Origin of the sequence: Desulfitibacter alkalitolerans DSM 16504, assembly GCF_000620305.1 — a bacterium.
Classification (GTDB): Bacteria; Bacillota; DSM-16504; order Desulfitibacterales; family Desulfitibacteraceae; genus Desulfitibacter; species Desulfitibacter alkalitolerans.
This window is the reverse complement of sequence record NZ_KK211100.1, coordinates 423770-447507: the sequence shown is the minus strand read 5'-3', so window position 1 is coordinate 447507 and position 23738 is coordinate 423770. Positions and strand designations below refer to the sequence as shown.

Sequence of the window (23738 nt, the reverse complement as noted above, 5' to 3'; positions counted from 1 at the left end):
TATGTTTGATTTGTTTGCATTAAGTAGTCTAATAATTTTTGTCTTGGTTTTTGTGTTTGTTGCTTTTATATTTACCTTTATTCCAGTTGGGCTGTGGATTTCAGCCCTGGCCGCTGGGGTAAGGGTAGGCATCATGACCCTGGTTGGTATGAGGCTGAGACGTGTTGTCCCCATTAGAATAGTAGGGCCCCTTATCAAGGCTGAAAAGGCCGGTATTCAGCCTGGTGTAAACAAGCTTGAGGCTCATTATCTGGCAGGTGGTAATGTTGATAGGGTAATTGATGCATTAATTGCAGCTGAAAGGGCCAATATTCCACTGCCCTTTGAGAGAGCAGCCGCCATTGACCTGGCAGGCAGAAATGTATTAGAAGCAGTACAAATGAGCGTTAACCCAAAGGTTATTGAGACTCCATCTATTGCAGCAGTAGCCAAGGATGGTATTGAAGTTAAGGTTAAAGCAAGGGTAACAGTTAGGGCTAACATAGAACGACTTGTTGGTGGTGCCGGTGAAGAAACCATTATAGCCCGTGTTGGTGAAGGTATTGTTACCACAGTTGGTTCAGCTGTCAGCCATAAAGCAGTTTTAGAAAACCCAGATTTAATATCCCATACAGTTTTAGAAAAGGGTCTTGATGCAGGGACTGCTTATGAAATATTGTCAATTGATATAGCTGATGTTGATGTAGGTAGAAACATTGGTGCTACCCTGCAGACAGATCAAGCTGAGGCTGATAAAGAAATTGCCCAGGCAAAAGCAGAAGAAAGAAGGGCAATGGCTGTGGCTAGAGAGCAAGAAATGAAGGCTGCTGTGCAGGAAATGAGGGCCAAGGTTGTTGAAGCAGAAGCCGAGGTTCCAAAGGCTCTTGCCCAGGCTTTAAGAGAAGGCAAATTAGGTGTAATGGATTATTTTAACATGAAGAATATTGTTGCAGATACTGAAATGAGAGAATCCATTTCCAAGGGCTCAAGTAATGACAAGACAAAGGATCTAACTAAAAAGTCCTAGGAGGTGACTCTTTTTGGATATATTGTGGATTATAATTTTTATTCTATACATGGCATACCGTGCTTTTTCAGAAACCCAGAAAAAACAGCAACAAGCACAAAGACGAAAAGTGGCTACAAGAGAGGATCCTGGTACAAGGCACTACCGATATGAAGATGTTGAGCCTAAGCAGGAGGTGCCCTGGGACTTTGACCCAGATGAGTATCAACAGCAAAGGAAAAGGTCATACCAGGCTAACGTGGAGGAAGCTCCCCAGGAGGAAAGTATTTATCAAAAGAAGCTCAAGACAATGGGAGATAAAAAAAGGGACAGAACTAAAAAGGTTGTTGAACCCTCAACAATAGCTGAACCAGGAGAACCTGTATCTACAGGATTCTCCATACAATTAGATAATAAATCCCTTGTCAATGCTGTTGTCATGTCAGAAATACTACAGCCACCAAGGGCTAAAAGACCTCTAAGATACTAAGATAAATTAAAACAAAAGCTGCCTTATAAAAAAGGCAGCTTTTTGTATTTACTCTCCTTGAAAGTGCATAGATTTATAAGAGGAGGGATGCTACTGTGGGGAAAAAAACAAGTATCAAGAAAACACGAAATAGAGTAGGGGAAACCTTGGCAGATGCCTTTGATTTACCAAAAGAACTCATTATTGACATACCGAAAATAACCATTATTGGAAACCAAGAGATGGCTGTAGAAAGTCATAAGGGCATAATTCAATATACAAGTGAAAGAATTCGGATAAGCATTGCTGGAGGAGAATTAATTATAGCTGGCAAAAAATTACTCATTAACTCCATTTTGCCAGAGGAAATTGTCATTTATGGGGAATTTTACCAGATATCCTTTGAATAAGATACAGGCAGGGAGTGCAAATGCATTAAAAGTAAAGGGGGACAGGAAATGAAGTTAAAAAAGCTGCTATTATTTATGTTAGGCTATGTAGTAGTCATGATAGAAGGTCCTGTTGAAAGATTTATTAATTTAAGTATCACTAGAGGAATAAATTTAAAAGACCTAAGAAGCCTATCTTCAACAAAAATTCAATTTAAAATACCGCTGCACGATTTTTGGACAATACGCTCTATTGTTAGGCAGACAGGCTGCAGGGTAAAGATACTTGATAAGAGAGGATTTCCCTTTTTTTGGAGTAAAGCAAAAAAAAGAAAACTACTAATTGTTGGGTTAATTACCTTTGTAGTATCCATGTACGTCTTATCAAGCTTTGTTTGGTTTATTGATGTGTATAGTCATGAAGATTTGGTATATTTAAAAAAACATGAGATTATTGAAATTGCTAAGAAATCAGGATTAGGAACTGGTGTTTATAAAAACAGTATCAATGTGGAAGAGATTGAACGTAAAATGGTATCTCAAATTCCTGAGATATCTTGGGTTGGGTTAAAATTTCAAGGAACCAGGGTAATAATTGAAGTTGTCGAAAGAAAATTACCTAGTGAAGAGCACATGGATAAAGAGCCCAAGCATTTAATTGCAGCTAAAGACGGTATAATTCACGAAATTCTTGTAATGATGGGTCAGCCCCTTGTACAAGTTGGAGATACTGTTGAAGCAGGACAAATACTTATTTCTGGAATTATAGTTCCCCCACTGCCTGATGAGGGGCTGCAGCAGGAGTTTATTCCTCAAGAACTTAAACGAGTGAGAGCAAGGGGAATAGTTAGGGCCAGGGTATGGTATGAAGGTCAAGGAACAGCTGAGTTAATGGAGACAGTAAAGCATAGAACAGGAGCAACACAAAGGGCGTACTACCTAAACTTGCCTGATAAAAAAATTGTTTTCAAGGGATCTCTGGATAGTAAATTTAAAAATTATGAAACTGAGATTAACATATCTAAACCTCCAAAATTACCCTATATTCAAATCCCAGGGGAGATAGTAAGGGTTACCTACCATGAAGTAAATGTAGAAACTAGAACCTATGAAAAGGAAGAGGCTCTTTCCCTGATAAGGAGTAAGCTCATTGAAGGCTTTAATCTTCCTGCAGAAGCTAAAATTGTCGATCAAGAAATCAAGCTTTTGGTGGAAACAGACCAAAGGGTTGTGATAAAATTAATAATTGAAACTATTGAAGATATTGCCCGATTATCCCCTGTAGAATAGGCAGAACAAAACTTAATGTTGAAGGTTAAAAATAAAGCGTATATAATATAATATGATATATAAGATTATATATATCATTGTATTGAAGCATTTATTTTTTTAGTAGGAGGAGTTAGATACTTGTCACAAACAACAGAAATTAGAATAACACTGCCTGGAAATGGTGAGGAAATAAATGTACTTGGAAGAAATGACGAAAATCTAAGGTTTATAGCAAAGCATTCTCCTGTAAAGATTGTTGCAAGGGGTAATGAATTAAGTGTCACAGGCCAGGAACAGGATGTTATTAACACAGAAAAACTATTTAACCAATTGATTAAGCTTGCTTCAAAGGGTAATCAAATCAATATTCCCACCATAAATTATGCCATGAAACAATTAGCTGTCTTGGCAAACAATGATAGAGAAATAAGTGATATTCTTTCTGAAGTAGTATCTATTACAGCAAGGGGAAAACAAATCAAAGCAAAAACCATTGGTCAATACGACTATATCAAGGTGATAAAGAATTACGATATAGTTTTTGGAATTGGACCAGCCGGTACAGGTAAGACCTATTTAGCAGTGGTCATGGCTGTAGAGGCTTTAAGAAATAAGCTGGTTCAAAGGATTATCCTTGTAAGACCTGCTGTGGAGGCAGGAGAAAAGCTGGGTTTTTTGCCCGGGGATCTGCAGGACAAGGTTAATCCATATTTGCGTCCCCTATATGATGGTTTATATGATATATTAGGTTTAGAAACTGCAGCTAAATATATGGAGAAGGAAATTATTGAGGTAGCTCCCCTTGCGTACATGAGGGGGAGGACATTAGAGGATTCATTTATTATATTGGATGAGGCGCAAAACACTACCCCTGATCAAATGAAAATGTTTTTAACAAGAATGGGGTTTGGATCTAAAGCAGTAATTACTGGAGATATAACTCAAGTGGACTTGCCCAAGGGCAATATATCAGGATTAATAAATGCACAACGCATATTGAAAAATGTTGATGGCATATGCTTTAAATACTTTACCGAGCAGGATGTGGTCAGGCATCCCCTTGTTCAAAAAATTATTTTAGCATATGAGAGGGAAAAGAAAGAAATGGATTAAGTGGGTGGACAAATGTTAAAAACAAAGGTTATTAAAGAATATATAAGGGACAGCTATAATAAATTATTAAAGGATATTTCCCATAAAAGAATCTTTTGGGGGATAGTCTTTTGTGTTGCTCTTATGTTTGTTGTAGGGCTGTCTGTTATGCCTGACCAGGTGAATGTTCAGCTAGGGCAGCCTAGTCCCAAGGATTTTGAAGCCCCAAGAAACATTACCTTTGAAAGTCAGGTTCTCACTTTCATAAAAAGACAAGAGGCGGCAGACAGAGTAGAGCCCGTTTATCGTACAGACGAAAACGTTATCTTACAGCTTCAGGAGAGCATAAATGGTCATTTTACTATAATAAGAAATGTTAGAAATGATGATGCTATTGATAAGGAAGATAAAGCAGAAGAGTTAAAAAACCGGCTTGACTTTGGTTTAGAGGATGAAATATATAACGAATTGCTTTCAATGAGTGATGCACAGCTTGAAAGAATTCACAACGAAGTGATCCAAATAGTAAGGCAATACATGCTTCCAGGGGTCCTGCCGGCAGATGTAGAGCTTACTAAACGGAATATTCTTGGTGCAATTACTCTTTTAAATCTTGATAATGGATCAAAGAGCTTTTTAAGGGCACTTATAGAAGAGATTGAATTTAGAGGTAACCGAATTTATGACCCTATTTCTACAAATGAGCTGAAGGAAAAGGCAATTGAGAGGGTAGAGCCTGTTATAGTCAAATTGACTAAAAATCAAAAAATAGTTGGCAAGGGTGAGATTATAACACAGGAGCATATAGAAGCCCTGGAAAAATTGGGAGTTTTGACCACAACCAACCCAGCAATACCTTTATTTGGTGTAGTGCTCCTTGTGTTAATTTTCCTAGGGGCTATAACCATGTATCTTTATCAATATCGTCCAGGTATATTAGAAAAAGAACCATTGCTCATTCTCCTTGGCCTGTTGATAATAAGCACACTTTTAGTATCAAATGCAGTAACATCTATTAATATTGGTCTTGGTGCCGAGTATTCCACATTGGTGGCTTATGCTGTACCTATAGCAGCTGGTTCCATGCTTATAGCTATTTTATTTGATGGAAAATTTTCCATGTTCATTACTACCCTTATTGCTATCCTTATTGGGATAATGAATAATGTGGAGCTTCAGTTTGCATTAGTAGCTTTTGTTGGAGGAGTGGCCGGAATTTATAGTGTATCCAAGTTAAGCCAGAGATCTGACCTGGTGAAGGCTAGTCTCTATATAGTAGGGGCAAATGTTGTTACAATATTAGCCCTGGGTTTGATATTAAACTATTCACTCCCAATGCTTTCCGTTGCCATGCTTCTTGGAATAATTAACGGAGTTCTTTCTTCAGTTCTGACTATTGGGACCCTTCCCTTTTGGGAAACTGCCTTTGGAGTTACAACTTCAGTTAAGCTGCTGGAGCTTTCTAATCCTAACCAGCCATTATTGAGAAGACTGCTCCTGGAAGCCCCTGGCACATACCATCATAGTGTGGTGGTGGGAAATATGGCTGAGGCAGCAGCAGATGCCGTGGGAGCTGACGCACTTTTAACAAGGGTAGGAGCCAATTACCACGATATTGGCAAGGTGAAAAGGCCATACTTTTTTATCGAGAATCAGTTTACAAGTGAAAACCCACATGATAAACTAGCTCCAACCTTGAGCACCTTGATAATAACATCTCATATCAAAGATGGAATGGAGCTTGCCAGGGAGCAGGGACTTCCTGATAGTATAATAGATATAATCTCCCAGCACCATGGCAATTCTCTAATATCCTTTTTCTACCACAAGGCCAAGGAAGGTAGTTTGGGTGATGTTTGCCAGGAGGACGATTTTAGATATGACAATCCAAAACCCAAGACAAAGGAAGCAGCTATTGTTATGCTTGCTGACGCCATTGAGGCCGGGGTAAGATCAATTCAAAAGCCTACTCCAAATAAGTTAGAAACCTTTGTGAGAAAAATCATCAAGGATAAGTTAGAAGATGGACAGCTGGAGGAATGTGATTTAACTTTTAAGGAATTGGATATTATTGCCCAATCCTTTGTTAAAATATTAACTGGTATTTTCCATTCCAGAATTGAATATCCGGAGAATGTCCTGAAGGAAATGGAAAGGGGAAAGATTAATGGAGGCGTATGTAAACAATCAACAGGATAAAAAATCCATAGACCCATCCTTAACGGCAGTTTTAGAGGATGCAATAAAATTTGTCCTTCATAAAGAAGGCATTAATAATTATGAAATAGGTGTCACATTGGTGGATGATGACTATATTTTAAAATTAAACAGTCAATACCGAGGAAAAGATGTGCCTACAGATGTTCTGTCGTTTCCCCTTTCAGATGAAGATGACGTAAATGGAGATACCTTTGTAGTTGGAGATGTGGTTATTTCTGTTGAGGCTGCTGAGAGGCAGGCTTACGAATATGGCCATTCCTTTGAAAGGGAAATGGTATATTTATTAGTGCATGGAATATACCATATTCTGGGTTATACTCATGATAATGATAAAAACAAGGAAGCAATGAGACAAAAAGAGGAAGAGATAATGAATAAATATAATCTAAGCAGGTAGAAAGATTAAAAATCACGTCAGTATTTGAGGTAGAATATGCATAAAAAACTTATAAAGAGTTTCTATTTTGCGGTATCAGGAATAGCATATGCTGTCAGGACTCAAAGAAACATGAAAATACACACTTTAGCCCTTATGCTGGTTCTAATTATTGGCTCTTGGCTGGAATTATCGGGGCTTGAATGGTCAATAGTATTAATAATGGCCGGAATTGTAATTATTTGTGAGATGCTAAATACTGCCATGGAGGCCCTGGTTGATCTGGAAACCCAGGACTATCATCCCCTGGCAAAGACAGCCAAGGATGTTGCAGCAGGTGCAGTTTTAATAGCAAGTGCCTTGTCTATAATAATTGGCCTGTTGATTTTTGGCCCCAAGGTATTAATTAAATTAAATATATTTTAGGAGTAAGTAGTTATGAGCAACTTTAAGAAGTATTTAATAACAGGTACGTTAACTTTACTGCCTGCTGCAGCATCGGCTTATGTGTTGTGGGCTGTTATTCAATTTCTAGATGGAATTTTTGCCGATCTTTTAGCTCTCTTATTGGGAAAAAGAATTCTAGGCCTGGGCATGATTCTCACACTTTTAGTTATTCTTTTATCAGGATTTTTGGCAAGTAATTTTATAGGAAAAAGCATTATAAAAATTAGTGACCAGATTATCTGTAAAATCCCCATAGCCAACAGCATTTATAAAACAGTAAAGCAGATAGTTGACGCTTTTTATTCAGGAGACAAGAAAAGCTTTAAACAGGTAGTACTCATTGAGTATCCTCGAAAAGGGCTTTATGTACTAGCCTTTTTGACAGGTGAATCCATGGGAGAGGTTCAGGTCAAAACAGATCAGGAAGTAATAAATGTATTTTTACCCACAACTCCTAATCCAACTTCAGGCTTCCTCCTTTTTGTGCCAAGAGAGGATGTAATCTTTTTAGATATGTCAGTTGAAGATGGCTTGAAAATGATAATTTCTGGTGGCGTGGTTGTTCCTCCATATCCGGCAGTAAAGGAGTTTACCAGGGAGGTGGAACAGGGTGAAACAGTCATTTAAACAAATTGGAATAACCCATATACTAGGTATAATAATATTATTAGTACTTTTATTTAACCCATTCATCCTTGCAAGAACTGTTGGATATGTTCAGCTGCCTGGTGAAATGTCAAGGATTGATATAGCCCGGGAAGCTGCCAGGATGGCAGTAGATTTAAATGAACAACTAGCTAGAGACATGGATGTTTTTGAAACAAGTGCTGTGCGTGATGTTATAGCCCAGTTTAAATATGAGGTTGACAGGGCAAATACAGCTGAAGATATTGTAACCTATATAACTGATTACAGCCTTAAGGTTCAGGAAGTAATAACCAGGGAACAGGAAAGCAAAAGGCGTGATACAGTATTATCTATTATAAACCAGGACCCCAGGCTTTCAGCTCATAAGGGTGAGGATATTATATCAGTTTGGAAGGGTGAAGATGGGATAAGAATAGTTGACCCCACTAACCTGCTCACTGATGAAACAAAGGCTAGACTCCATGAACATCCTATTTTGCAGGGGCCAAGCTGGTCTCTTATTGAGTTATCGGTAAAGAACGGACAGGTATCTTTAATGACATCCCGCAGCATGCTGGATAAGCTTAGAATGTTAGAAAATGATAAAGTTAACTTAGAAAGAAGACTTAAACAAATAAAAAGCCAGGCTGGGTATTCAGACATTAGTGGAACAGGAATAATAGTTGAAATGTATGATTCTGATATAGGATTTAGCTCCATAGACATTGTTCATGACAGGGATGTAAGAGATGTTGTAAATGAACTTTTTGCCGCAGGTGCCAGGGGCATTAGTGTTGGAGGACAGAGGTTAATTGCTACCTCCTCCATCCGTTGTGCCGGCCCAATAATACTGGTCAATCAAAAGCCTATTGCAGTTGACCCAATCGTTATTCATGCAGTTGGTGATGCTCAGATTTTAAAGAGCAGCCTGGAGCTTATTAAGGGAGAGCTAAGGGAATTCGGCATTCGCATTGAAGTAAGAGTTGAGGAAATTATTACCCTGCCAGCATATTCTGAGTGATTTCAAGAGAAATTCGAAAACAGAATACAGAATTCAGAATAAAGGACTAGCTCTTCAAGATATTATTCTGACGCCTGACTACTGTATTCTGCATTTTATAATTTTAGGTGGTGTATAAAGATGGATTTAAACCAATTGCTGGAAAGGGCTATAGAGGCCAGGAAAAACTCATATTCTCCCTATTCTAAATTTCCCGTTGGAGCTGCAGTGTTAACTAATGATGGGAAACTCTATACAGGCTGTAATGTGGAAAATGCGGCCTACGGAATAACCGTTTGTGCAGAGACAGTTGCAGTTGCAAAGGCTGTTTCAGAAGGCAGCCGGAATATTGCTGCTGTAGCAGTTGCAGCTGACACAGCAGGTGTCTGCAGGCCATGCGGCTCCTGCAGACAGTTTATATTAGAATTTGGGGATGAAATAGTTATTATTATGGGAAATCTAAAGGGTGACAGGGAGACAAGAAGCATAAAAGAACTTATACCCTTTAGCTTTAGCAGCAGAGACCTTGATTAAAGCAGGATTTGATATGGGATTGAGGAATTCTTTGAGCAAATTTTATTCTAAATTGTGAGGTATAGTAATGCACCATAAAAAAATGAAGTCGGGCTTTGTTGCCATTGTTGGCAGGCCAAATGTGGGAAAATCAACCCTGATGAATGCCCTTATCGGCAAAAAAGTAGCAATAATGTCGGACAAGCCCCAAACCACAAGAAATAAGATTACAGGTGTAATGACCAGGCCTGAGCTTCAGGTGATTTTTATCGATACCCCTGGAATACATAAGCCAAAAACTAAACTAGGTGAAGTCATGGTTGGGCTAACTGAAAGAAGTCTTAAGGAGGTTGACCTTATACTATATATTGTGGATGCTGGAGCAGAAATTGGCAGGGGAGATGACTTCATAAATCAAATCCTTATTAACTCTAAGCTGCCCATAATCATAGCATTAAATAAAATAGATAACCTCAAGGAAGAGGAAATTTTGGGGAAAATACTAAACTGGCAGTCTACAGGTGTAAGTGACCTAATAATACCCATTTCAGCACTAAAAAGCATCAATCTAGAGAGGCTTGTTGAGGTGCTGGGAAACCATTTGGAGGAAGGGCCTCAATACTACCCGGAGGACATGGTTACTGACCAGCCTGAGAACATGGTGGTGGCCGAAATTATAAGAGAAAAGGTTCTGCATTTAACCAGAGATGAAATACCCCATTCTACTGCAGTGGTTTTAGATGCAATGGAAGAACGGGATAATAATATGATATATATTGACGCCATAATTTATCTGGAAAGAGATTCTCAGAAGGGCATTGTCATTGGTAAAGGTGGCGCAATGCTTAAGCAAATAGGGCAAAGTGCCCGGGAAGAGATAGAAGGACTTCTAAATGCCAAGATATATCTAGACATTAGGGTCAAGGTGAAAAAAAACTGGCGAAAAGAGGCAAGTCATTTAAAGAATATGGGATATGATATAAGCTTACTGCAGAATAAAAGATAGAGGTTTTCCATGGCAACTCCTATTCAAACCAATGGCATTATAATTAAAGAATATAACTTTGATGAAGCAGATAAGATATTTGTAATCTTTACAGCTGATAAGGGCAAAATATCATGTCTTGCAAAGGGTGTCCGCAAAAGCAGAAGCAAAATGAGGGGTTTTCTGCAGCTTTTTACCTATTCCAAGCTCCATCTGCATAAGGGAAAGTCCATGTATACAATTATTGGTGGGGAGGCCATAAATAGCTTTCCCCAGGTTAAAAATGATCTGCTTCTATTTGGCTATGCAAACTATATAACAGAGGTTTTAGAAAACATTCTGCCCACAGAAGAAAAAAACAATGCTATTTTCTCAAACACAGTATCCCTGTTTCATCTTATGGGAAGCATACCAATAAGTCAGCTTTCATCCTATTACATGTTGAGGCTCATAAAATATGCAGGCTTCCTGCCAGAACTGTCCCGTTGTGTATTATGCGGGGAGAGAATAGATGCCAATGCTTTGTTTCATAATATTGAGGGTGGCTGCGTGTGTGTGCAGTGTGGAAAGGAATTTGATAATAAAGCATATATTCCTTTATACATTATAAGGATTATGGAACAGCTCCTGTCCATGGATATAAACATGCTGGGAAGATTAAAAGTAAAGGATAGGGATCAATTCTTTATTGAGGACCTGCTTTGTGAATATTTGAAGTCTGTTCTGGAGAGGCCTATAAATTCAATTAAATTTATAAGGGAAATTCGTGATGCATGATCTAAAGAAGATTGACAAACTATCTTAGATTTGCTAAATTTAACAATGATATCAATAGCAGGGCAGCAATGATGAAAAGTAGTAAGCTTAAATAAACCTTTTAAACCCATTTTTAAGGGCGTAAGAGAGCCGGACATGGTGGAAACCGGTAAAGGCCTTAAGCTGAAGGCATTTCTGAGCTGTGGGGATGCACTTAATCCCAAACTAATAAGGTGGAGTACCTATGGGTGCTCAAGCAGGGTGGAACCGCGGCTAATCCCGTCCCTGTAGTCTTTAAAGGACTGCAGTGGATGGGTTTTTTAATATCTTTTTTATAAAAGGGAGGATTATAACAGTTTATGAATTTTCAAGAGATTATAATGTCTTTAGACCAATTTTGGGCAAAAAAGGGATGTATCTTGATACAGCCCTATGACATGGAAAAGGGTGCAGGAACCATGCAGCCAGGAACATTTTTGAAGGCACTTGGGCCTGAGCCCTGGAATGCAGCTTATGTAGAACCATCCAGAAGACCAACAGATGGTCGCTATGGGGACAACCCCAACAGGCTGCAGCATTACTATCAATACCAGGTTCTTCTCAAGCCGTCTCCAGATGATGTCCAGGACTTGTATTTAGACAGTTTAAGGGCAATAGGTATTGAGATAGAAAAGCATGATATCAGATTTGTGGAGGACAACTGGGAATCCCCAACCCTGGGTGCCTGGGGTCTTGGTTGGGAGGTCTGGCTTGATGGCATGGAGGTAACACAGTTTACTTATTTTCAGCAGTGCGGCGGCATTGACTGTCACCCAGTGAGTGCCGAGCTTACCTATGGTATTGAACGTCTGGCAATGTTCATCCAAAAAAAGAACAGCGTATTTGATATAAAATGGATTGGTGATATATCCTATGGTGATATACATCATCAAACAGAAATGGACTACTCCTATTATAATTTTGAATATGCAGACACCAAGATGCTTTTTGACATGTTTAATCAATATGAAAGAGAATGCAGAAGAATCATAGCCCTGGGCCTGGTGCAGCCTGCTTATGATTATACTTTAAAATGTTCTCACACCTTTAACCTATTAGATGCCAGGGGGGCAATTAGTGTTACAGAAAGAACTGGCTATATCCATAGGGTTAGAGATCTAGCCAGGGAGGTAGCTCATGGCTATGTAAAACAAAGGGAAAGGTTAGGCTATCCATTAATTAAGGATCCAGTAGTCCGTGAGGAATTGGGTCTTGAACCCCTTAAGGAAAAGAGTTTTGCAGTAAAACCATTACCCCTTGCAGAAGAGGCAAATAAAATCCAGGAAAAGGAGGGGAAATAAATAATGGTTAAGGATTTTCTTTTTGAGATAGGAACTGAGGAAATACCCGCCCGATTTATGGCAGGAGCACTAAAAGAATTAAAAATTAAAACACAAAAGCTCCTGGAGAAAGAAAGGCTTGCATATAAAGAGATTAACACCTATGGAACACCTAGAAGGCTTACAGTATATATTAAAGACCTGGTAGAGGTTGGAGAAGGCCTTGTGGAGGAAAAGAAGGGTCCGTCTGTTAAAGCAGCCTTTGATAGCCAGGGAAATTACACCAAGGCAGCTCAAGGCTTTGCCAGAGGCCAGCAAATTGCCGTTGAAGACCTTATCATAAGGGACACACCTGGGGGGCAATACCTATACGCCATAGTTGAGAAAAAGGGAGAAAACATAAAAGACCTCTTCCCTAAGATCCTTCCAGAGCTTATTTTAAGTCTGGAATTTCCAAAGCCAATGCGCTGGGGATATCTTAATATACGCTTTGTAAGGCCTATCAGGTGGCTGGTTTGCCTTTATGGTAATGAAATTATTCCCATTGAGGTGGAGGGTGTTGTATCAGGCAGAGCAACACAGGGTCATCGTTTCCTCGGCAAGAAGCATATAGAGCTGCCAGATGCGTTCAGCTATTTTTCCAGGCTGGAGGAAAACTATGTAATAGTGGATCAAGATAAAAGACAGGACATTATCTGGAAGCAGATCCAAGACCTGGCACGAAAAGAAGGGGGTAGGGTAAAGCCTGATCCAGAGCTCTTAGAAGAAATAAACTTTTTACTGGAATATCCCACAGCCCTTTGCGGAAAGTTTGCCCAATCTTATTTGAAACTGCCAAAGGAAGGCTTAATAACAGTAATGAAGGAGCATCAGAAGTACTTTCCCGTGTGGGATGATAATGACAACCTCCTGAATAAGTTTATTACAGTTCGTAATGGAGATGACAAAAACCTTGATATTGTTGTTCAAGGAAATGAAAAGGTCTTAGAAGCCAGGCTAAATGACGGCAAGTTTTTCTATGAAGAAGATGTAAAAACTCCCTTGGATCAAGAAGTAGATAAACTAAAAGCCGTGGTTTTTCAGGAAAAGCTTGGAACTTTATACCAGAAAATCATTAGAAACCAGGATGTTGCCAATTATATTGCAGATGTGCTGTCCTTATCTCCTGCTGCCAGGGTCAATATATTACGGGCAAATTACCTTGCAAAGGCGGATCTGGTATCAAATATGGTTTATGAATTTCCAGAACTCCAGGGTATCATGGGATATTATTATGCTTTACATCATGGAGAAAAGAAAGAGGTAGCTGTAGCTATCAAAGAGCATTATAAACCAAGGTTTTCAGGTGATTCCCTTCCTGAAACAACAGTTGGTACCGTTATAGCCATGGCAGATAAAATTGACACAATTTGTGGTTGTTTTGCTGCAGGGCTAAGACCAACAGGGGCAGGAGATCCCTATGCATTAAGGCGCCAGGCCCAGGGCATCTGCTATATGATGTTTGAAGGCCGACTTGACCTTGATCTTTTCGCATTGATAGAGGCTTCTCTAGAAACTTATGAGAAGCAGGGCCTTAACATGGATAAAGAGGAAACCCTGGCGGCTCTAAAAGAATTCTTCAAACAAAGGGTAGCAAGTCTCCTTGAAGAGCATGGAGCGAGCTATGATGTAGTTAATTGTGTATTAGAAAGCAATTGGAATAATATCTTTGAAACAGTTAGCAAAGGTAGAGCCTTAATGGAGTTCAAGGATAATCCCCAGTATGACGAGCTTATTACTGCCTTTACAAGGGCTGGAAACCTGGCAAAAAATGCGGCAACCTTCAATGTTAATGAGGATTTTTTTAAGGACAGTTCTGAAGAGATGCTCTGGAATAAGTTCAAGGAAATGTCAAGAGATGCATTGCCATTATGGGAATTTCAGGAATATACAGAGATTCTGGAAAAGTTTTCTGCAATAAGGCCATATATAGATGAATTCTTTGAAAAGGTAATGGTAATGGACAAGGATGAGGATGTTAAAAACAACAGGCTAGCCTTACTTAAAACAATAGTGGATTATCTTAGTCCCTTAGGAGACCTCTCAAAGCTGTTGTAAAAAGAAAATTATTGATAATACAGATAGAAATAGAACGAAAGTATCTATATTAGGAATTGTTTTTACATATTCCCTTGAGTATTATTACATTAACTATGCTTAAAGGGAGTGTGTGCTGGTGAGAAAGGAATTGATCCAGGAATTTGAAAGTTTAAGAGAAATAAATCAGATTAACATGCAAAAGGCTTTGGATGATGGTAAAAAGGTAGTGGGAATGTACTGCACCTTTGCTCCACAGGAACTGGTTCTAGCTGCTGGTGCAATACCTGTGGGACTTTGTGGTACTAATGAAAAACCAATTCCTGCTGCAGAAAAAGACCTGCCAAGAAACCTATGTGCCTTGATTAAATCCTCCTATGGATTTGGAATTACTGATACATGCCCATACTTTAATTCAGCAAGCATGATTATTGGGGAAACCACCTGTGATGGTAAGAAAAAGATGTTTGAACTAATGAAAGAGCTCAAGCCAGTCCATGTAATGAGTTTACCTCCGGAAGCCAAGACCAGGGCAGCTTTAGAAATGTGGAAATCTGAAATGATCAGGGTAAAAGAAGCCATTGAAAAAGAGTTAGAGGTGGAGATAACTGAAGAAAAAGTCAGGGATGCAATAAAGCTTATTAATAAGGAAAAAAGAACAAGAAAGGCTCTATATGATATAAACCAAAACAAACCAGCTCTTTTAGCAGGTACTGATATGTTAAAAGCAGCCTGGCTGACTACCTTTGCTTCAGATAAAAATAGTGTTATAGAAATGCTTGACAATCTAAGGGTTAAGCTTGAAAAACTGGCAGAGCAGGGTGATTATTATGGTGATGAAAAAACCCCACGAATTCTCTTGACTGGTACACCTGTTGGCCTTGGAAGTGAGAAAGTAGTTAGATTAGTTGAAGAATGCGGCGGAAATGTTGTTTGCCTGGAAAACTGTACGGGGTATAAAGTGGTAGATGTTATAGTTCCTGAAGACCCTGACAGGGATGTTTATGAATTATTAGCGGAAACCTATATACAAATGCCTTGTTCAGTAATGTCAGACAATGATGGAAGAATTAATCTGCTTACCGAACTGGCCAGTAAGTTCCAGGTGGACGGCATTATCGACCTGTCGTGGCAGGCTTGTCATACCTACAATATTGAGGCCCATAGAATTGAAAAACTGGCCAAAGAAGAGCTTAGCCTTCCTTATCTGCACATTGAGACTGATTACTCGACTTCAGATGTAGAAAACCTCAAGGTAAGAATAGCAGCCTTCCTTGAAATGATGCAGTAGGATAGTTAAAAGCATGATTACAATTGGGATTGATATTGGCTCAACAGCTACCAAGGCAGTACTATTAAATGGCACAAAAGAATTATATGAAATAATGCCCACTGGTTGGAGTCCCAAAGAGACCGGCAAAGCTATAGTATCAAGGTTGCTGGAAAAGGGACATTTGAGAAGGGACCAGGTGTCTAAAATAGTTGCTACCGGCTATGGGAGGGATCTCATTAGCATAGCTCATAAGGCCGTTACAGAGATAACATGTCATGGAAGGGGTGCGGCATTTCTGGTAGAGGATGCAGATATGGTTATTGACATTGGCGGCCAGGACAGTAAAGTTATAAAAATTCACAGGTCAGGGAGAGTTGTTGATTTTATTATGAATGACAAATGTGCAGCAGGAACAGGCAGGTTCCTGGAGGTTACTGCAGTTTCCCTGGGACTCGACGTTAGTGAACTTGAAAAGTATCATGATAGTAGGAACATGGTGTCTATTAACAGTATGTGTACGGTCTTTGCAGAAACTGAGGTAATAAGTCTTTTGGCTGCCGGAATTGAAAAGGAAAAAATAGTAGCTGGGCTGCACAGCTCGGTAGCCGGCAGGGTCGCAAATATGGCAAAAAAACTGGGTGTAGGCTCCAAAATAGTTTTTACCGGGGGAGTATCTTTAAATGGAGCAATTAGAGAAATGTTAAAGCTGCACCTTGAGGCAAATGTGCTTACACCTGCATTATCACAATATGCTGGAGCCATGGGAGCAGCCTTAATAGCAAGAGATATGAATGGCTAAACAGTTTAAATTGAAAAGAGATTATCATGAGTTAAAAAAGACGGGGCTTATTCATATGGAAAAGCCCTGGTCTTTTTTTTACAATATTACTTGTAAGAATTCTTGTATAATAACAGCTTTTTCCAGTACTATTTTGTTTCAATACCTCTTAAATTAAAAAATAAGAAGGAAAAAAGATAAAACTATCGTATATAATATAACATGTTTAGGAAATAGTATAACACATTTATATTTTGCTAAAACAATGTCTAGTCCCAAAAGAGAGAGGAAGGTGATGTTTTATTCAATTAAGTGAGCGCCAGGAGAGCATCCTCTCCATAGTAAAAAGGTTTGAACCTATAACCAGTGATCAGATCGCAGCTTACCTGGGTCTTACAAGGGCCGCCTTGAGGCCTGATCTAGCAATTTTAACAATGTCAGGAATATTAGATGCCAAGCCTAGAGTAGGATATTTCTACAATGAAAAGGGTGGCAAAACATTGAGGATAGCCCAGTTTGAAAACCTCCTTGTGAAAGATGTAAAATCAGTCCCTGTGGTAGTCAAAGAAAATGATTCAATTTATGATGCTATAGTCTCCATGTTCATTAATAATGATGTAGGCACCTTAATAGTTGTAAGTGAAGGGGGGAAGTTGGAGGGAGTAGTTTCTCAAAAGGATTTGTTAAAAACTATTCTAGGAAAGCCTGATTTGGATAAGATACCTGTAAGTGTTGTTATGACTAGAGTGCCTAATATTATAACAGTTGAAGGTTCAGATACGGTTCTAACTGCCGCAAGAAAAATGTTAGAGCATGAAATTGATTGTATTCCAGTTGTAAAAATAATTGAAGAGCAGGGAAAAGAAAGGATTTTAGAAGTGATGGGTAGAATTACTAAATCAAACATTACCAGGGTATTTGTAGAAATGATTGAAGGAAAATAAGGAGGGAATGAGCATTTTAGATAAGAATAGACCAAAGGTATTTGTTGTATCAGATTCTCTTGGTGAAACTGCAGAAATAGTAGCAAAGGCTGTAGCAAGTCAGTTTAACTTAAGTGATATAGAAATCCGACGCTTTCCATATGTAAACAATAAAAAGCAGGTAAAGGAAATAATTTCTCAATCTGAAGGATATAATTGTCTGATAGCCTATACTTTAGTAATTCCTGAGTTAAAGGAATATCTTGAAGAGCTAGTTGTTGAGATGGGGCTAGAAGCAGTAGATATATTGAGTCCCATGCTAAGAGCCATGGAAAGACTTCTTGACAGACCTCCGAAATTAGAACCTGGATTATTAAGAAAACTGGATGAACAGTATTTCAAACGGGTAGAGGCAATAGAGTTTGCAGTAAGGTATGATGATGGAAAAGACCCCAAGGGACTAGTCAAGGCGGATATTGTCCTGGTTGGTATTTCAAGGACCTCTAAAACACCCTTGAGTATGTATCTAGCCCATAAACGAATTAAATGTGCCAATGTACCCTTAGTGCCTGAGGTATCTCCACCTGAAGAGCTCTATCAGGTGAAAAATAAGGTCGTGGGTTTAATAATTGATCCTAATCATCTGTATGAGATTAGAAAGGAAAGGCTCAAAAGTCTTGGCCTGACTTCAAATGCCAATTATGCAGCCGTAGAAAGAATTATTAAGGAGCTTGAATACTCAGATACTGTTATGAAAAAAATTGGCTGCCCTGTTATAAATGTCACTAATAAAGCAGTGGAAGAAACCGCTGGTACAATTATGGAAATATTTTATGGGGGTAAATTTAATGAGTAAAAAATACCTGTACAAATTTCATGAAGGTGACAAGGAAATGAAATCCCTGCTAGGGGGTAAAGGAGCAAACCTTGCGGAAATGACAAAAATAGGCCTGCCTGTTCCTCCAGGGGTCATTATCAGCACCCAGGCATGTAAGGACTATTATAGGGATGGTCAAAAACTTCCAGAGGGCCTAAAAGACCAGATACTAGAGCATATTGCTTATCTAGAGAGTGTAACCGGTAAAGGCTTTGGTGATAGCAAGAATCCACTCTTAGTTTCCGTTCGTTCTGGTGCAGCTGTATCAATGCCCGGTATGATGGATACCATACTTAATCTTGGTCTAAACGATGAGACAGTTAAAGGACTTGCAAGAATCACTAATGATGAGAGATTCGCCTTTGACTGCTATAGAAGATTTATTACCATGTATTCTGATGTGGTAATGGGTATAGAGCATGTTGCCTTTGAAAGCATTTTGAGGACGTACAAGAAAAAACTAGAAATTGAGCATGACCATGAACTAACCCCTGATGACCTTAAAATGATAATCCAAGAGTTTAAGTCAATGCTGCGTATCAAGCATGGCAGTGAATTTCCACAGGATCCAAAGGAACAATTAATTAATGCTGTGGAAGCAGTATTTAAGTCATGGCAAAACAGCAGGGCAATATTATATAGGAAGCTGCACAAAATACCTGACTCCCTGGGAACTGCTGTAAATATTCAATCAATGGTCTTTGGAAACATGGGTGTTAAAAGTGGTACTGGTGTTGCCTTTACTAGAAATCCATCTACAGGTGTAAAGGAACTATATGGAGAGTATCTAGTAAATGCCCAGGGGGAAGATGTTGTTGCAGGTATAAGAACACCTCAGCCCATTGAAAAGCTTAAAGAAGAAATGCCAGATGCATACAAGCAGTTCATAGATACATCCAAACTCCTGGAAAAGCATTATAAAGACATGCAGGATATAGAGTTTACTATAGAAAACAGCAAGCTGTATATCCTTCAAACCCGTAACGGCAAAAAGACTGCAGCAGCTGCAATTAGGATAGCAGTTGACCTGGTAAGAGAAGGTCTTATTACCAAGGAGGAGGCTGTTGGCAGAATTGATATTACCCAGCTGGATCAGCTGCTGCACCCAACAATAGATATTACTACTAACTATGAAGTCATAGCCAGGGGACTTCCTGCATCACCAGGAGCCGCTGTGGGTGAAATAGTGTTTGATGCCGATGAGGCTGAAAGTATGGGCAAGGAGGGAATAAATGTAATCCTGGTTAGAAATGAAACTACTCCTGACGACCTTAATGGAATAGTAGGAGCCCAGGGCATTCTAACCTCCAGGGGTGGGATGACCAGTCATGCCGCTGTTGTTGCCCGTGGTATGGGTAAGCCGTGTGTTTGCGGTTGTGATGAACTGGATATTGATATGGAAAGGGAGAAGCTAAGAATAGGCAATAAGATATTTTCCAGGGGTGACATTATTACAATTGATGGCTCTACAGGTAACGTAATAGAGGGGGAAGTACCCCTGCTTGTTCCAACCCTCAGCAAGGAATTTCAAACTATTCTTGAATGGGCAGATGAAATTCGAACACTGGGCGTTAGAGCCAATGCAGATAACCCTGAGGATGCAGCAAAGGCCAGGGAATTTGGTGCCAAGGGAATTGGACTTTGCAGGACTGAGCATATGTTTATGGGGCCAGAAAGGCTTCCAATTGTTCAAAAGATGATCTTATCCTCCAATGATGATGAAAGGAAAGCTGCTTTGGAAAAGCTGCTGCCTATTCAGCAGGAGGATTTCTATGGAATATTAAAGGCTATGCAGGGATATCCAGTAACCATCCGTTTATTGGATCCACCATTACATGAGTTTTTACCAAACAGGGAAGAATTGATTGAAGAAATTGTCAAATTGAGATGCCTTGGTGGTTCAGAAGAAGAACTCAGGGAAAAGGAAGCTTTATTTGCCAAGGTCAAGGCATTATCAGAGTCTAACCCCATGTTGGGCCATAGAGGCTGCAGGTTAGGAATTACCTTCCCAGAAATATATGCAACTCAGGTAGAGGCTGTATTTAGGGCAGCAGTACAGCTTGCAAAAGAGGGAGTAAAGACAGTACCTGAAATAGAAATACCCCTTGTCATGGATGTTAATGAACTTTCTACCTTGAAGGAAGTTGTGGATCAGGTGGCAGTTAGTGTATTTGCTGAGGAAGGGGTATCAGTTGAGTATACTGTAGGTACCATGATAGAAGTCCCCAGGGCATGCGCCACTGCTGGAGAAATAGCTCAAATTGCTGACTTCTTTTCCTTTGGAACAAATGACCTGACCCAGACATGCTTTGGTTTTAGCCGTGATGATGCTGAGGGTAAATTCCTGCACAGTTACCTGGAAAAGAAAATAATTAACGAAAATCCCTTTGTAGTTTTAGACAGGGCTGGTGTTGGACGCTTGATGGAAATGGCAGTTACCAAGGGGAGGGCCAGCAGGGAAGACTTATTAATTGGTATATGCGGTGAGCATGGGGGAGACCCAAGCTCTATAGAATATTGTTACCAGATTGGTCTTGACTTTGTCAGCTGCTCCCCTTACAGGGTGCCGGTAGCAAGGCTGGCAGCAGCCCAGGCAGCACTACGTCATTCAAACTAATTGACAAAGTCCTCCTATTTAATTGGAGACGTATGCACATGGACTTAGACGTATAACGAAAAACGATTGCTCTATAGCAGTGGTATAAGATAACAGGGTGTGTTGTAATTACGAAGGCGTTGAAGTAAAAATAAAAGGTACTGCTACTTGATTTCATTTTGATTTTGAGAGCAGTACCTCTTTTATTCAATATACTAAATCATTTTTTCAAGATTGGTGGAAACCGTTATTGATTCAAGTCTTGTACATAAACGCTGTAAATTAACATGTTAATTTACTTTGTTGTTTTTGGCGATTTAGCTTATAATATTTATAAGGAGTGATGAAAATGCCAAATATTAAACCAATATCAGATTTGAGAAATTATACAGAAGTATTAAAAGAGGTATCCTACAACAATCCGGTATACCTTACCAGAAATGGAAGAGGTGAATATGCAATTATTAAAGTTGAAGAACTTGATAAGCTCCGTGCAATGGTAAGGCTTATGGCACAGCTTGAGGAAGGGGAAAAATCAGCTAGGGAGAAAGGGTGGCTTTCTGCTGATGAAGTAGAAGCTTCATTAGGATTATAGTATGAGAAAAGTGGAATACTCACCGAAGGCTCTAGAGGATTTACAGAGAATCAAGGCATATATTATTGGGAATTTTGGGGTTGATCCTGCCCAAAAGGCTCTAGGTAAGATTACAACCAGCGTTAGGAGATTAGAGGAATATCCCGTATTAGGGGTGTCTTTGGGAAGAATGATTGATATTTCTACAGATTATATGTATTTCTTCATTGAAAAGAATTATGTATTTTATAGAATTGAAGGTGACATAGTGAAGATCATCAGAGTTCTAAATGAACGTCAGGATTTTATGAGGATACTTTTTGAAGTTCATACAAGTCTTGAAGAAGATGAAGTTTGCTGATACATGAAATGTTCCATAATAGTAAAAAATTGTGATTGGTCCATTATGATAGCGGCAGCCCAGGCAGTATTTAAGCAATTTGCTGTAACGCTACCGAGAGCACCGGTTTCTGTAAATGCCGATTTGATGACAACGGGCAAATGCAGTCAAATGAACTATTGAGTGCTTAGTCATATTATGATATGATATGACTATGAAAAGTGTTAGAAAGAAGGTGTATATATGGAATCTGAGATTAGACCATCCTCTGATTTAAGAAATCATTATAGCGAAATTTCAAAGCAATGCAGGGAGACACAGAGACCAATTATTATTACTGTAAATGGACGTGGAGATACAGTGGTAATGGGATTGCAAAAGTATTATCAGATGGAATCTGAACTTGAGTTGTTACGTACACTGGCAGAAGCTGAAGATGATGTAAAAAATGGAAGAGTTGCACCTATGCAGAATACGTTTGATGACATTCGGAAATCTTTAATGGAGAGGAAGAATGGATGAAATACAAAATTATGAGGACGGATAAAGCAGAGGAGCAGCTTCGTGAAATCATCTTTTATATTGCTGATGATTCGGGAAGTGTAGATATTGCGATAAATTATCTGGATAAAATAGAAACAGCAATAAATAGATTAAAGGATTTTCCAAGGTCGGGAAATACACCAAGATATTCAATTTTGAGAAAACAGGGATATCTAGTACTCATTGTGGAAAAACATCTTGTCTTTTATAAATTAGATGATGAAAAAAAGACTGTAACGATTTATGCTGTTGTAGATGGAAGACGGGAATACAGAAATTTGATTTAGTTGTAGGTTGTTAGGGTCAGGCCTTGATCTTATTGAATCTCTTGATGTAGAAAGAGGGTACTGCCACTTAATATTTTTAAGGAGCAGTACCTTGTTTTTTAGGAAATAGATATTTATCTGAAGCAGATTTCAATGACAGGCGGATTACCTTTTGCTGTAACGCTACCGAAAGCACCGGTTTCCGTAAATGCCGATTTGATGACAACGGATGAATACTCCTTCAACTTATTTCCATAATGTAGCAGGAAATGTATATTTTATGGAGAATTTGTCACCAATTGGTGTTTTGAAAATGGCAGAACAACTTTTAAAGATTAAAGCATTTTTGCAGTTTAATGAATACAATAGATAAGTCTTAAGAGAAGTGGTGTAACCATGAGCAGAAAAAAACAAAGAGTCAGATATGAACTTGACAGCGGTGGCATACGCTATCTAGCAGATGAAGAAATAAAAGCAATTCTTCGTGCCGCTGACGAAATTATTGCAACCGGGGGAAGGAGCATGCTTTCCAAGATCCTTAAAGGTTCAAAGGACAAAAAGGTTCTTAAACATGGCCTGGATCAATGCCCTGTCTACGGATACTACCGGGAGTTTACCCTGCAGGAAATAACCTGCCGGATAGATTGGATGATAAAGAAGGGATACCTTGAAATAGAATATAGAGATAGGCTTCCCATGCTTATTTTCTCAGAAATTGGCTGGGAGATAGAGCGGGAAACTTATGCGGAGGAACTGCTTCAAAAGCTTGAGAAGCTGTTGGAAGGAAAAGACTACAGTTTTGTTCAGGAGTTGAAGGATAGAAACCGGGGAATGATATTGCTATTAATTGAGAAAATCAAGCTGACCGGTAATGCACGGTTTATACCAATTCTGAAAGCCTGGAAGGAAATTGAGTATAAGAAGGTACAGACTGAAATTCAGAGGGTTATTGATTATCTTGTGAAAGAAGGAACAATATATTGATGAAACTTAATAACTTTGAAAGCTATATACTATAAGTACTTTATCCCTGAATTCAAGG

At 39.1% G+C, this 23738-nt stretch carries 25 protein-coding genes; all 25 read left to right on the top strand.

The annotated features are described in order from the left end of the window. Position 1 precedes the first annotated feature (1 nt). The 25 genes from floA (at position 2) to K364_RS0107845 (ending at position 23680) form a co-directional block, all read left to right on the top strand. Positions 2-1006 carry a flotillin-like protein FloA gene (gene floA / locus K364_RS0107970; protein ID WP_028307601.1) on the top strand — a complete coding sequence of 335 codons (1005 nt, stop codon included), beginning with the start codon at positions 2-4 and terminating at the stop codon, positions 1004-1006. 13 nt (positions 1007-1019) lie between these two features. Next, positions 1020-1475, top strand: coding sequence for a hypothetical protein (locus tag K364_RS0107965; protein ID WP_028307600.1), 456 nt, complete (start codon positions 1020-1022; stop codon positions 1473-1475). A 95-nt stretch (positions 1476-1570) separates the two neighbouring features. After that, positions 1571-1864 (top strand): sporulation protein YqfC, encoded by a 294-nt coding sequence (gene yqfC / locus K364_RS0107960; protein ID WP_242841670.1) that lies wholly within the window; start codon positions 1571-1573, stop codon positions 1862-1864. A 48-nt stretch (positions 1865-1912) separates the two neighbouring features. Continuing rightward, the gene (yqfD, locus tag K364_RS0107955) at positions 1913-3133 is read left to right on the top strand and encodes a sporulation protein YqfD (RefSeq protein ID WP_028307598.1); all 1221 of its coding nucleotides are present in this window, start codon (positions 1913-1915) and stop codon (positions 3131-3133) included. Between the two features lie 120 nt (positions 3134-3253). Further along, positions 3254-4228: a PhoH family protein gene (locus K364_RS0107950; protein WP_028307597.1), complete on the top strand. Its 975-nt coding sequence runs from the start codon at positions 3254-3256 to the stop codon at positions 4226-4228. A gap of 12 nt (positions 4229-4240) precedes the next feature. Continuing rightward, entirely contained in the window at positions 4241-6406 is a 2166-nt protein-coding gene (locus K364_RS23215) for an HD family phosphohydrolase (RefSeq protein ID WP_035268394.1), read from the top strand. After that, on the top strand, positions 6375-6824 hold the full coding sequence (gene ybeY, locus K364_RS0107940) for an rRNA maturation RNase YbeY (RefSeq protein ID WP_028307596.1): 450 nt from the start codon (positions 6375-6377) through the stop codon (positions 6822-6824). The genes K364_RS23215 and ybeY overlap by 32 nt, the downstream gene beginning before the upstream one ends. A 36-nt stretch (positions 6825-6860) precedes the next feature. Further along, positions 6861-7229 carry a diacylglycerol kinase family protein gene (locus tag K364_RS0107935; protein WP_028307595.1) on the top strand — a complete coding sequence of 123 codons (369 nt, stop codon included), beginning with the start codon at positions 6861-6863 and terminating at the stop codon, positions 7227-7229. Positions 7230-7241: 12 nt separating this feature from the next. After that, complete coding sequence (locus K364_RS0107930) at positions 7242-7877, top strand: DUF502 domain-containing protein (RefSeq protein ID WP_028307594.1); 636 nt, start codon at positions 7242-7244, stop codon at positions 7875-7877. Then, entirely contained in the window at positions 7861-8898 is a 1038-nt protein-coding gene (locus K364_RS25485) for a DUF881 domain-containing protein (protein ID WP_051533873.1), read from the top strand. The genes K364_RS0107930 and K364_RS25485 overlap by 17 nt, the downstream gene beginning before the upstream one ends. Positions 8899-9018: 120 nt before the next feature. After that, positions 9019-9411: a cytidine deaminase gene (locus tag K364_RS0107920; RefSeq protein WP_028307593.1), complete on the top strand. Its 393-nt coding sequence runs from the start codon at positions 9019-9021 to the stop codon at positions 9409-9411. A gap of 67 nt (positions 9412-9478) precedes the next feature. Beyond that, the gene (gene era, locus K364_RS0107915) at positions 9479-10396 is read left to right on the top strand and encodes a GTPase Era (RefSeq protein WP_028307592.1); all 918 of its coding nucleotides are present in this window, start codon (positions 9479-9481) and stop codon (positions 10394-10396) included. Positions 10397-10405: 9 nt separating this feature from the next. After that, positions 10406-11152, top strand: a complete 747-nt coding sequence (gene recO, locus K364_RS0107910) for a DNA repair protein RecO (protein WP_028307591.1) — start codon at positions 10406-10408, stop codon at positions 11150-11152. A gap of 338 nt (positions 11153-11490) precedes the next feature. Then, positions 11491-12471, top strand: a complete 981-nt coding sequence (gene glyQ, locus K364_RS23205; RefSeq protein ID WP_084295599.1) for a glycine--tRNA ligase subunit alpha — start codon at positions 11491-11493, stop codon at positions 12469-12471. A gap of 3 nt (positions 12472-12474) precedes the next feature. After that, on the top strand, positions 12475-14547 hold the full coding sequence (glyS, locus tag K364_RS0107895) for a glycine--tRNA ligase subunit beta (RefSeq protein WP_028307590.1): 2073 nt from the start codon (positions 12475-12477) through the stop codon (positions 14545-14547). Between the two features lie 118 nt (positions 14548-14665). After that, complete coding sequence (locus tag K364_RS0107890; RefSeq protein ID WP_028307589.1) at positions 14666-15817, top strand: double-cubane-cluster-containing anaerobic reductase; 1152 nt, start codon at positions 14666-14668, stop codon at positions 15815-15817. A gap of 13 nt (positions 15818-15830) precedes the next feature. Next, positions 15831-16598, top strand: a complete 768-nt coding sequence (locus K364_RS0107885) for an acyl-CoA dehydratase activase (protein ID WP_028307588.1) — start codon at positions 15831-15833, stop codon at positions 16596-16598. A gap of 281 nt (positions 16599-16879) precedes the next feature. After that, positions 16880-17521 carry a transcriptional regulator CcpN gene (gene ccpN / locus K364_RS0107880; RefSeq protein ID WP_028307587.1) on the top strand — a complete coding sequence of 214 codons (642 nt, stop codon included), beginning with the start codon at positions 16880-16882 and terminating at the stop codon, positions 17519-17521. A gap of 7 nt (positions 17522-17528) precedes the next feature. Further along, positions 17529-18356 (top strand): pyruvate, water dikinase regulatory protein, encoded by an 828-nt coding sequence (locus K364_RS0107875; protein WP_028307586.1) that lies wholly within the window; start codon positions 17529-17531, stop codon positions 18354-18356. After that, a complete protein-coding gene (ppdK, locus tag K364_RS0107870) occupies positions 18349-20994 on the top strand; it encodes a pyruvate, phosphate dikinase (RefSeq protein WP_028307585.1) in 2646 nt (881 codons plus the stop codon). Before K364_RS0107875 ends, ppdK begins: the two co-directional genes overlap by 8 nt. A 328-nt stretch (positions 20995-21322) precedes the next feature. Then, entirely contained in the window at positions 21323-21568 is a 246-nt protein-coding gene (locus K364_RS0107865; protein ID WP_028307584.1) for a type II toxin-antitoxin system prevent-host-death family antitoxin, read from the top strand. 1 nt (position 21569) lies between these two features. After that, positions 21570-21908: a type II toxin-antitoxin system RelE/ParE family toxin gene (locus tag K364_RS0107860; RefSeq protein WP_028307583.1), complete on the top strand. Its 339-nt coding sequence runs from the start codon at positions 21570-21572 to the stop codon at positions 21906-21908. Positions 21909-22130: 222 nt separating this feature from the next. Next, entirely contained in the window at positions 22131-22409 is a 279-nt protein-coding gene (locus K364_RS0107855; protein WP_028307582.1) for a type II toxin-antitoxin system Phd/YefM family antitoxin, read from the top strand. Then, the gene (locus K364_RS0107850; RefSeq protein WP_028307581.1) at positions 22406-22717 is read left to right on the top strand and encodes a type II toxin-antitoxin system RelE/ParE family toxin; all 312 of its coding nucleotides are present in this window, start codon (positions 22406-22408) and stop codon (positions 22715-22717) included. Before K364_RS0107855 ends, K364_RS0107850 begins: the two co-directional genes overlap by 4 nt. Before the next feature lie 375 nt (positions 22718-23092). Beyond that, positions 23093-23680 carry an RQC domain-containing protein gene (locus K364_RS0107845; RefSeq protein WP_028307580.1) on the top strand — a complete coding sequence of 196 codons (588 nt, stop codon included), beginning with the start codon at positions 23093-23095 and terminating at the stop codon, positions 23678-23680. Positions 23681-23738 lie beyond the last annotated feature (58 nt).

Excerpts from the sequence above, each read along its gene's own strand:
- recO (WP_028307591.1), top strand. The coding sequence starts at position 10,406 with ATGGCAACTCCTATTCAAACCAATGGCATTATAATTAAAGAATATAAC.
- glyQ (WP_084295599.1), top strand. The coding sequence starts at position 11,491 with ATGAATTTTCAAGAGATTATAATGTCTTTAGACCAATTTTGGGCAAAA.
- K364_RS23215 (WP_035268394.1), top strand. The coding sequence starts at position 4,241 with ATGTTAAAAACAAAGGTTATTAAAGAATATATAAGGGACAGCTATAAT.
- K364_RS0107850 (WP_028307581.1), top strand. The coding sequence starts at position 22,406 with ATGAAATACAAAATTATGAGGACGGATAAAGCAGAGGAGCAGCTTCGT.
- K364_RS0107845 (WP_028307580.1), top strand. The coding sequence starts at position 23,093 with ATGAGCAGAAAAAAACAAAGAGTCAGATATGAACTTGACAGCGGTGGC.
- ybeY (WP_028307596.1), top strand. The coding sequence starts at position 6,375 with ATGGAGGCGTATGTAAACAATCAACAGGATAAAAAATCCATAGACCCA.
- K364_RS0107885 (WP_028307588.1), top strand. The coding sequence starts at position 15,831 with ATGATTACAATTGGGATTGATATTGGCTCAACAGCTACCAAGGCAGTA.
- ppdK (WP_028307585.1), top strand. The coding sequence starts at position 18,349 with ATGAGTAAAAAATACCTGTACAAATTTCATGAAGGTGACAAGGAAATG.
- yqfD (WP_028307598.1), top strand. The coding sequence starts at position 1,913 with ATGAAGTTAAAAAAGCTGCTATTATTTATGTTAGGCTATGTAGTAGTC.
- K364_RS0107920 (WP_028307593.1), top strand. The coding sequence starts at position 9,019 with ATGGATTTAAACCAATTGCTGGAAAGGGCTATAGAGGCCAGGAAAAAC.
- K364_RS0107875 (WP_028307586.1), top strand. The coding sequence starts at position 17,529 with ATGAGCATTTTAGATAAGAATAGACCAAAGGTATTTGTTGTATCAGAT.
- K364_RS0107930 (WP_028307594.1), top strand. The coding sequence starts at position 7,242 with ATGAGCAACTTTAAGAAGTATTTAATAACAGGTACGTTAACTTTACTG.
- floA (WP_028307601.1), top strand. The coding sequence starts at position 2 with ATGTTTGATTTGTTTGCATTAAGTAGTCTAATAATTTTTGTCTTGGTT.
- K364_RS0107935 (WP_028307595.1), top strand. The coding sequence starts at position 6,861 with ATGCATAAAAAACTTATAAAGAGTTTCTATTTTGCGGTATCAGGAATA.
- K364_RS0107865 (WP_028307584.1), top strand. The coding sequence starts at position 21,323 with ATGCCAAATATTAAACCAATATCAGATTTGAGAAATTATACAGAAGTA.
- era (WP_028307592.1), top strand. The coding sequence starts at position 9,479 with ATGCACCATAAAAAAATGAAGTCGGGCTTTGTTGCCATTGTTGGCAGG.
- K364_RS0107860 (WP_028307583.1), top strand. The coding sequence starts at position 21,570 with ATGAGAAAAGTGGAATACTCACCGAAGGCTCTAGAGGATTTACAGAGA.
- glyS (WP_028307590.1), top strand. The coding sequence starts at position 12,475 with ATGGTTAAGGATTTTCTTTTTGAGATAGGAACTGAGGAAATACCCGCC.
- K364_RS0107855 (WP_028307582.1), top strand. The coding sequence starts at position 22,131 with ATGGAATCTGAGATTAGACCATCCTCTGATTTAAGAAATCATTATAGC.